This is a genomic window from Dermacoccus sp. UBA1591 (assembly GCF_002322065.1).
Taxonomy (GTDB): domain Bacteria; phylum Actinomycetota; class Actinomycetes; order Actinomycetales; family Dermatophilaceae; genus Dermacoccus; species Dermacoccus nishinomiyaensis.
The window spans coordinates 43,363-52,819 of record NZ_DCNR01000104.1; the positions used below are offsets into that span (position 1 = coordinate 43,363).

Below are 9,457 nucleotides of genomic sequence, written 5' to 3' on the forward strand. Positions count from 1 at the left end.
GCCGGCATCGCCATGTGCTGCACCTTCGGTGACCTCACCGACGTCCAGTGGTGGCGCGAGCTGCAGCTGCCGACGCGCTCGATCATCACGCGCAACGGCCGCATCACGGGCGAGGTGCCCGAGTGGATCGCGGGCGGCCCGGGCGAGCAGCTGTTCGCCGACGAGCTCGCGACGAAGACGACGTTCACCGCACGCGAGAACGTCGTCAAGGCGCTCATCGCCTCCGGTGACCTCGACGGTGAGCCGAAGAAGACGCAGCGCAAGGCCAACTTCTTCGAGAAGGGCGACAAGCCCCTCGAGATCGTGACGAGCCGCCAGTGGTACATCCGCAACGGTGGCCGTGACAAGGATCTGCAGTCGGCGCTCGTCGCACGCGGCAACGAGATCGACTGGCACCCCGCGTTCATGCAGAGCCGCTACACGAACTGGATCGAGGGCCTCAACGGCGACTGGCTCATCAGCCGTCAGCGTTTCTTCGGCGTCCCGTTCCCGATCTGGTACCCGCTGGACGCGAACGGCGAGGCCGACTACGACAACCCGATCGTGCCCGACGAGTCCGAGCTGCCGATCGACCCGCAGGGCCAGGCGCCGAAGGGCTACGACGAGAGCCAGCGCGGCCGGGCCGGCGGGTTCATCGCCGACCCCGACGTCATGGACACGTGGGCGACGTCGTCGCTCTCCCCGCAGATCGCGACGGGCTGGCCGATCGCCGACGGCACCGCGCACAAGAGCGACCCGGAGCTGTTCGACAAGATCTTCCCGATGGACATGCGCCCCCAGGGCCACGACATCATCCGCACCTGGCTGTTCGCGACGGTCGTGCGCGCGCATCACGAGAACGACACCGTGCCGTGGAAGAACACCGCCATCTCCGGCTGGATCCTCGACCCCGACCGCAAGAAGATGTCGAAGTCGAAGGGCAATGCGCAGACACCGGAGGACGTCGTCAGGGAGTTCGGCGCCGATGCCGTGCGCTACTGGGCCGCCTCGGGCCGCCTCGGGACGGATGCCGCCTACGACACGGGCCAGATGAAGGTCGGCCGTCGCCTCGCGATGAAGGTGCTCAACGCCTCCAAGTTCGCGCTCATCACGCCTCCGGTGACGCCCGATGCCGACGCCGCACCGACGATCGAGGCGCTGCTGCCGCACGTCACGCAGCCTCTCGACGTCTCGCTGCTGACGGCCCTGCGCGACGTCGTCGAGAACGCGACGAAGAGCTTCGAGACGTGGGACTACACGCGTTCGCTCGAGTTGACGGAGACGTTCTTCTGGGCGTTCTGCGACGACTACATCGAGCTCGTCAAGGAGCGCGCCAACAACCGTGACGGTGCGTTCGACGAGGCCGAGTCGGCGTCGGCGCGTGCCGCCGTCCGCATCGCGCTCGACGTCCTGCTGCGCCTGTTCGCGCCGTTCCTGCCGTACGCCACCGAAGAGGTGTGGTCGTGGCAGCACGCCGAGTCGGTGCACCGCGCCACCTGGCCGACGCGCGACGAGCTCGCGTCCCTGCCCGACGGTGACCCGCTCGTCCTCACCGCCGTGTCTCAGGCTCTCGCCGGTGTGCGCCGCGCGAAGTCAGAGGCCAAGCTCGGCATGCGCGCCGAGGTGACGGCGATGACGCTCGCCGGCCCGGCGGCGGCCCTCGCCGCCGCAACCAAGGGTGAAGCCGACCTGCGCGCAGCCGGTCGCATCAGCGCCATGACGAGCGTCGAGGAGGAGACGGAGAACGGCGTCCTGCTCGTGCGCGACACCGAGCTGCTCGCTCCCCCGCCGAAGGTCAAGAACTGACGAACGACTGAGAGCCGCGACCCTGCCAGGCAGGATCGCGGCTCTCAGTACGTCAGGACGCGCGCGTCAGGCAGCGCGACGTCGCACGATCGTCGGGGTGATGCGGTCGAGCACGACCTCGCGCGTGATGACGACCTTGTCGATGTCGTCCTCGCTCGGCACGTCGAACATGACGGGCAGCAGGACCTCTTCGAGGATGGCGCGCAACCCGCGCGCGCCGGTGCCGCGACTCATCGCCTGCTCGGCGACGGCGTCGAGGGCGTCTGGTGTGAACTCGAGCTGCACACCGTCGATCTCGAACATGCGCTTGTACTGCTTGACGAGTGCGTTCTTCGGCTCGGTGAGGATGCTCACCATGCCCTCGCGATCGAGCGGCTCGACGGTCGTGATGACGGGCAGGCGGCCGATGAACTCGGGGATGAGACCGAACTTCATGAGGTCCTCGGGCTGCACGTCGGTCATCGACGCATCCCCACCGGCGGGCAGGTGCAGCTGCGAGCCGAAGCCGAGCCCCTTCTTGCCCTTGCGGTCCTCGATGATCTTCTCCAGGCCCGCGAACGCGCCACCGACGATGAACAGCACGTTCGTCGTGTCGATCTGGATGAACTCCTGATGCGGGTGCTTGCGCCCGCCCTGCGGCGGCACCGACGCGGCCGTCCCCTCGAGGATCTTGAGCAGCGCCTGCTGCACGCCCTCACCGGAGACGTCACGCGTGATCGACGGGTTCTCGCTCTTGCGCGCCACCTTGTCGATCTCGTCGATGTAGATGATGCCGGTCTCGGCGCGCTTGATGTCGAAATCACTCGCCTGGAGCAGCTTGAGCAGGATGTTCTCGACGTCCTCACCGACGTAGCCGGCCTCCGTCAGCGCCGTCGCGTCGGCGATGGCGAACGGGACGTTGAGCATGCGCGCCATCGTCTGCGCGAGGTAGGTCTTGCCGCAGCCCGTGGGGCCGATGAGCAGGATGTTCGACTTCGCGATCTCGACCGGATCCTTCGACCCCGACGCCTCGGCGGCCTGGACGCGCTTGTAGTGGTTGTAGACGGCGACGGCGAGCGAGCGCTTCGCCGCGTCCTGTCCGATGACGTACTCACGCAGGAAGTCGAAGATCTCGCGCGGCTTCGGCAGCTTCTCGAGGCCGATGTCGACCGAGTCGGTCAGCTCTTCCTCGATGATTTCGTTGCACAGGTCGATGCACTCGTCGCAGATGTAGACGCCCGGGCCGGCGATGAGCTTCTTGACCGACTTCTGGCTCTTGCCACAGAACGAGCACTTGAGCAGGTCGCCGCTCTCTCCCACGCGTGCCATCCGTCATCCCTTCGTCGAGCGACCCGCCGCGAGACGGGTGTGCGTACCCGACGACGGTAGTCGACGGGGCCCTCGCTGCCCCTCATTGAATCCCGCGTGGCGGGCGCCGGCCAAGGCTGTTCGCGCTGGGCGCAACGGACGCGGAGTCCCCGCACGCCTCGCGTCGCGAATCACTCTCAAATGGACACACGACCAACACCTGTTGTTCATTTCCAGGACACCTTGCCAGGACAACCTTTGCGCGTGCTCGAAGACCCCCCCACGCTCTCGCCGCAGGCGCACCCGCCCGCGCCCCTCGGCCCCCCGCCGCCACGCCGCGGCCGGCCCGTCGGTGAATGGTTGACGGCGGCAGCGCTGCTGCTGCCCAACCTCGCGCTGTTGGCCGTGTTCACCTACCGACCACTGATCGACAACATCCGGTTGTCGTTCACCGACTGGACGCTGTCGGCGCCGACGCTCAACTACATCGGTCTGCAGAACTACTCGACGTGGCTGCACGACGCCAACGCGCACCAGGTGCTGCGCAACACCGCCATCTTCACCGTCGCGACGGTCGGGTTGTCGATGATGATCGGTCTCGGGCTCGCGCTGCTGCTCGATCGTCAGCTGCGCGGTCGCAACCTCGTGCGCTCGGCGATCTTCGCGCCGTTCGTCCTGTCCGGCACCGCTGTCGGCCTCGCGTTCCAGTTCGTCTTCGACCCGCACTTCGGTCTGCTCTCCGACCTCGCGCACCGCGTCGGCCTCAGCGTCCCGGACTTCTACCAGGATCCGAACTGGGCCCTCGTCATGGTGACGCTCACGTATGTGTGGAAGAACATCGGCTACACGTTCGTCATCTACCTCGCCGCGCTGCAGGGTCGCCGCACCGACCTCGACGAGGCCGCGGAGATCGACGGCGCGTCGTCATGGCGTCGCTTCACCAAGGTGCTGCTACCGCAGCTGCGCCCGACGACGTTCTTCCTGTCGATCACGGTGCTGCTCAACTCGGTCCAGGTCTTCGACATCATCCAGATCATGACGCGCGGTGGCCCCCAGGGCTACGGCACGTCGACGCTCGTCTACCAGGTGTACCAGGAGACGTTCGTCAACCAGCGCGCCGGCTACGGCGCCACGATCGCGACCATCATGTTCCTCATCCTGCTCGTCGTGACGGTCGTGCAGGTGCGGGTCATGGACAAGGAGCAGAAGGCATGAGCACCGCAGCCCCGCAGGAGAACGCCGCTGCGGCCACGCCGAAGCGGTCGGGTTCCTCCCCGTTCCGACGACGCCCCCGCGAGGAGGCGCACAGCAACGAGGTCCTCGACCACGGCGGGTTGCCGATGACGATCGCCGGTTACGCCGCGATGATGATCGCGTTCGCGATCGTCGCGATCCCGCTGTACTGGATCTTCATGACGTCGATCAAGCACCGCAGCGACATCTACACGACGCCCGCCGTCTGGTTCCCGCACTCGGTCACGGGTGAGGGTTACAAGACCGCGACGCAGTCGATCCCCTTCTGGGACTTCTTCCGCAACTCGGTCATCGTCACCGTCATCCTGTCGCTCGCCAAGATCGTCCTCGGTGTCATGAGCGCCTACGCCCTGAGCCTCATCCGCTTCCCCGGGCGCAACCTCGTGTTCATCGTCGTCATCGCGGCGCTCATGGTGCCGAACCAGATCACCGTGATCTCGAACTACGCCCTCGTCAGCCAGCTCGGCTGGCGCAACACCTACCAGGGCATCATCCTGCCGCTGGCGGGCGTCGCGTTCGGCACGTTCCTCATGCGCAACCAATTCCTGTCGATCCCCAGCGAGATCATCGAGGCCGCGCGCATGGACGGGGCCGGGCCGATGAAGCTGCTGCGCAAGGTCGTCATGCCGATGTCGTGGCCGACCCTCATCGCGTTCTCCATCATCACCGTCGTCAACGAGTGGAACGAGTACCTGTGGCCGTTCCTCATGTCCGACGACCAGCGCACCGGCACCCTGCCGGTCGGCCTCACCCAGTTGCAGAACAACGAGGGCATCACGGACTGGGGCCCTGTCATGGCCGCCACGATGCTCGCCATGCTCCCCGTTCTCGCCCTGTTCCTCGTCCTGCAACGCCACATGATCAAGGGCCTCACGGCCGGCGCCGTCAAGGGCTGACCCTCTCCCCCACGCTTCACCCAGACGAAGGAAGAAACTCATGTCCACACTCTCGCGCCGCAACCTCTTCGGCCTGACGGCTGGTGCCGTCGTCACCGCAGGCCTCAGCGCCTGCGCCGGCTCCGGCGGCTCCTCCAGCGGTGGTAACAACGGTGGCGGCGACTCGAACACGATCGAGTTCTGGAGCAACCACCCCGGCAAGTCGAAGGCGACCGAGCAGAAGCTCATCGCCGAGTTCGAGAAGGCCAACCCGAACCTCAAGGTCAAGCTCGTCGACGCCGGCAAGAGCTACCCCGACGTCGCGCAGAAGTTCAACGCGGCCCTGTCCGGCGGCAGCCTGCCCGACGTCGTCATCGTCTCCGACACGACGTGGTTCAACTTCGCCCTCAACGACCGTCTGGCCGACATGTCGGCCCTGACGTCCGAGAACAAGCTCTCGACGGACGACTACGTCAAGGGCCTGTACGACGACTACAAGTACGAGGACAAGCACTACGCCCTGCCGTACTCGCGCTCGACGGTCATCTTCTACTACAACAAGGACGCCTGGAAGAAGGCCGGTCTGCCGGACCGTGCGCCGACCTCGTGGGACGAGTTCGAGCAGTGGGCGCCCAAGCTGCAGTCGGCCATGGGCTCGGGCAAGAAGGCCATCGTCCTGGACGACGGCTCCGACTACCTCGACTGGACGTTCCAGTCCATCGCGTGGAGCTACGGCGGCGGCTACTCGAAGGACTGGACGCCCACCATGGCGTCCGAGGGCACCGTCAAGGCCGCCACGAAGATCCAGGGGTGGGCCAAGAAGGGCTGGATGCAGACGTCGAAGGACAGCCAGGCCGACTTCGCCTCGGGCATCGGCGCCTGCGCCATCGAGTCGACCGGTGGCCTCGCCGGCGTCATCAAGGACGCAAGCTTCAAGGTCGGCATCGGCTTCCTGCCCGCGCCGGGCGGCATCAAGACCGTGCCGACGGGTGGCGCCGGCCTCGCGGTGCCGAAGGGCATCTCCGCCGAGCGTCAGAAGAACGCCGTGAAGTTCATCGAGTTCATGACGAACAAGGACAACACGATCACCTTCTCCCAGGCGACCGGGTACCTGCCGGTGCGCACCTCCGCCATGGACGACGCGAAGGAGAAGGCGTACCTCGAGAAGAACCCCGAATACGCCGTCGCCGTCAAGCAGCTGCCGAAGGCCCGCCCCCAGGACAACGTCCGCGTGTTCCTGCCCGGCGGTGGCATCGACATCGGTACCTCGCTCGACAAGATCATCGCCGGCTCGGACGTCAAGTCGACGCTCGAGGCGCTCGACAAGGCGCTGCAGGCGAAGTACGACTCCCAGATCAAGCCCAAGCTGAAGAAGTAATTCATGGCATCCGTCACCTTCGACGAGGCCACCCGCCTGCACAAGGGTGCGCCCCGTCCCTCCGTCAACAAGGTCACGCTCGACATCGCCGACGGGGAGTTCCTCGTCCTCGTCGGCCCGTCGGGCTGCGGCAAGTCGACGACGCTCCGCATGCTCGCCGGCCTCGAACCGGTCGACGAGGGCCGCATCCTCATCGACGGCCACGACCAGGCCGGCGTGCGTCCCCGTGATCGCGACGTCGCGATGGTCTTTCAAAGCTACGCGCTCTACCCGACCATGACGGCACGTCAGAACATGGCGTTCGCGCTCGAGAACGCAGGCACCTCGAAGGCGGACATCAACGCCCGCGTCGAGGAGGCGGCGAAGATCCTCGAGCTCGAGCCCCTCCTCGACCGCAAGCCGGGCGCGATGTCGGGTGGCCAGCGTCAGCGTGTCGCCATGGGTCGCGCGATCGTGCGCCAGCCCAAGGTGTTCTGCATGGACGAGCCGCTGTCGAACCTCGACGCCAAGCTGCGCGTCTCGACGCGTGCGCAGATCGCGGCGCTGCAGCGACGCCTCGGCGTCACGACCGTCTACGTCACGCACGACCAGGTCGAGGCGATGACGATGGGTCACCGTGTCGCGGTGCTCAAGGACGGCATCTTGCAGCAGTGCGACACCCCGGAGGAGCTGTACGAACGGCCGCGCAACACGTTCGTCGCAGGCTTCATCGGTTCGCCGTCGATCAGCCTCATGGACGCCGCGCTCACCGGCGGTGACGCGACGTTCCACGGCATGCGGGTGTCGTTGTCGCGCGACATCAAGGCGACGTCGGATCGCGTGACGATCGGGGTGCGCCCCGAGGCGTTCGTCGTCGCGCAGCCCGGTGAGGCGGGTGCGCTCGAGCTCGAGGTCGAACTCGTCGAGACGCTCGGCTCGGAGGCGTTCGTCTACGGTCGCCCCGCGGGCGAGCCTGACGGCCCCCGCATCGGCACGCGCGTCGACAAGCGCGTGCGCCCGACGCAGGGTGACCGGTTCGCGGTGAAGCCTTTGGCCGACCACGTCCACGTCTTCGACACTGAGACCGGCGAGCGGCTGTGACACCCGGGCCGCTCCCCCGCCGCGGGTGATGCCGACATGACGAATGTGCCCGCCCCTTCCACACGGAAGGAGCGGGCACGTTCGTCGTGGCGGGTCAGGCCCGGTGGGCCCGGAGCCATCAGCTCTCCAGTGACGCCTTGCGGCTCGTCAGCACCTCGTCGATGAGGCCGTACTCCCTGGCCATCTCGGCGGTGAGGATCTTGTCGCGGTCGATGTCGGCACGCACCTGCTCGATCGAGCGGCCGGAGTGCTTCGCGAGCGTCTCCTCGAGCCACTCACGCATGCGCATGATCTCGTTGGCCTGGATCTCGACGTCGGAGGCCTGGCCGCCCGAGCCCTCCATCGCCGGCTGGTGGATGAGCACGCGCGCGTTCGGCAGCGCGTACCGCTTGCCGGGCGCGCCGGCGCCGAGCAGGACGGCGGCGGCCGAGGCGGCCTGTCCCAGGACGAACGTGTGCACGTCCGGGCGGATGTACTGCATCGTGTCGTAGATCGCCGTCAGCGCGGTGAACGAACCACCGGGGCTGTTGATGTACATGACGATGTCGCGGTCCGGATCCTGCGACTCGAGCACGATGAGCTGCGCGATGATGTCGTCGGCAGACGCGTCGTCGACCTGGACGCCGAGGAAGATGATGCGATCCTCGAACAGCTTCGTGTACGGGTCGAGGCGCTTCGTGCCGTACGAGGTGCGCTCTTCGAACTGGGGCAGGATGTAGCGGCTCGTCGGCATCGGCGCGGTGACGCCGCCCATCGGGTGGCCCATGGAGCTGTGGGTGTTCATGAAGGTCTCCTTCGTGGGCGAGATCAGTGGTCGGACGACTCGGAGAATGCCGCAGCGTCCCCGGTCGCGTCCTTGGTGGCGTCCTGCGAACGCTCGAAGACGTGGTCGACGAAGCCGTACTCCTTGGCCTCGGCCGCGGTGAACCAGCGGTCGCGGTCGGAGTCGGCCGAGATCTTCTCGACCGGCTGGCCCGTGTGCTCGGCGATGAGCTCGGCCATCTGCTTCTTGATGTGCAGCAGCTGCTCGGCCTGCGTCTTCACGTCGGAGGCCGTGCCCTGGATGCCGCCGAGCGGCTGGTGCATCATGATGCGCGCGTGCGGCGTCGCGTAGCGCTTGCCCTTGGCACCGGCGGACAGCAGGAACTGACCCATCGACGCGGCCAGACCCATCGCGACGGTGCACACGTCGTTCGGCACCCACTGCATCGTGTCGAAGATGGCCATGCCGGCCGTCACCGAACCACCGGGCGAGTTGATGTAGAGCCAGATGTCCTTCTCCGGGTCCTCTGCGGCGAGCAGCAGCAGCTGCGCGCAGATGGCGTTCGCATTGTCGTCGCGAACATCCGAACCGAGGAAGATGATGCGCTCCTTGAGGAGCCGGTTGTAGATCTGGTCGTCGAGGCCGGCGGCCATCTGCGGGCCTGCCATGACCACGTCCGAGGACTGGGCATTCGTCAAGGGATCACTCCGTTCCGAATCTGCCACCCCGAGCGGGTGACATCACGCTTGAACTCTTCACTGACCCTAACGCGCGGGCCCGGGCGTTTCGTCCCCGTCTCGGGGCTTGTTCGCCGTCAGCGCAAGGCTCGACGTTCGCCTGGGCCCGGACGCGACGAAGGGCCGCCCGATTGCTCGCGCGGCCCTCGTCTCAGACGTCAGTGACGACTCACTCGCCGTCGACAGCCTTCTTGGCCGTCTTCTTCGCAGCGGTCTTCTTGGCGGCGGTCTTCGTCGCCGTCTTCTTCGCAGCCGTCTTCTTGGCGGCTGCCTTCTTGGCCGGCTTCTCCGCGGCCTC

The 9,457-nt window shown here is 66.9% G+C and carries 8 protein-coding genes; 5 read left to right on the forward strand and 3 right to left on the reverse strand.

Features of this window, described 5'->3' with window-relative positions; translation table 11 throughout:
* The coding region (locus B2284_RS11590; RefSeq protein WP_286697549.1) for a class I tRNA ligase family protein at positions 1 to 1,785 on the forward strand (1,785 nt) is incomplete at its 5' end.
* Between the two features lie 66 nt (positions 1,786 to 1,851).
* Here B2284_RS11590 and clpX read toward each other — a convergent pair.
* Positions 1,852 to 3,093 (reverse strand): ATP-dependent Clp protease ATP-binding subunit ClpX, encoded by a 1,242-nt coding sequence (clpX, locus tag B2284_RS11595; protein ID WP_006944413.1) that lies wholly within the window; start codon positions 3,091 to 3,093, stop codon positions 1,852 to 1,854.
* Between the two features lie 243 nt (positions 3,094 to 3,336).
* Between clpX and B2284_RS11600 the strand changes: the two genes are divergently transcribed.
* From B2284_RS11600 to B2284_RS11615, 4 genes are read left to right on the forward strand one after another with little or no spacing between them, the layout of a single operon-like run.
* A complete protein-coding gene (locus B2284_RS11600; protein ID WP_170957207.1) occupies positions 3,337 to 4,287 on the forward strand; it encodes a carbohydrate ABC transporter permease in 951 nt (316 codons plus the stop codon).
* The gene (locus B2284_RS11605) at positions 4,284 to 5,222 is read left to right on the forward strand and encodes a carbohydrate ABC transporter permease (protein ID WP_006944415.1); all 939 of its coding nucleotides are present in this window, start codon (positions 4,284 to 4,286) and stop codon (positions 5,220 to 5,222) included. The genes B2284_RS11600 and B2284_RS11605 overlap by 4 nt, the downstream gene beginning before the upstream one ends.
* Before the next feature lie 40 nt (positions 5,223 to 5,262).
* Positions 5,263 to 6,579 (forward strand): ABC transporter substrate-binding protein, encoded by a 1,317-nt coding sequence (locus B2284_RS11610; RefSeq protein WP_074041100.1) that lies wholly within the window; start codon positions 5,263 to 5,265, stop codon positions 6,577 to 6,579.
* 3 nt (positions 6,580 to 6,582) lie between these two features.
* Complete coding sequence (locus B2284_RS11615; RefSeq protein ID WP_074046200.1) at positions 6,583 to 7,659, forward strand: ABC transporter ATP-binding protein; 1,077 nt, start codon at positions 6,583 to 6,585, stop codon at positions 7,657 to 7,659.
* Positions 7,660 to 7,777: 118 nt separating this feature from the next.
* Here B2284_RS11615 and B2284_RS11620 read toward each other — a convergent pair whose 3' ends face one another.
* Both B2284_RS11620 and B2284_RS11625 read right to left on the reverse strand, forming a co-directional pair.
* Positions 7,778 to 8,443: an ATP-dependent Clp protease proteolytic subunit gene (locus B2284_RS11620; protein WP_074046199.1), complete on the reverse strand. Its 666-nt coding sequence runs from the start codon at positions 8,441 to 8,443 to the stop codon at positions 7,778 to 7,780.
* Positions 8,444 to 8,466: 23 nt separating this feature from the next.
* Positions 8,467 to 9,090 (reverse strand): ATP-dependent Clp protease proteolytic subunit, encoded by a 624-nt coding sequence (locus B2284_RS11625; RefSeq protein WP_038567538.1) that lies wholly within the window; start codon positions 9,088 to 9,090, stop codon positions 8,467 to 8,469.
* Between the last annotated feature and the right edge of the window lie 367 nt (positions 9,091 to 9,457).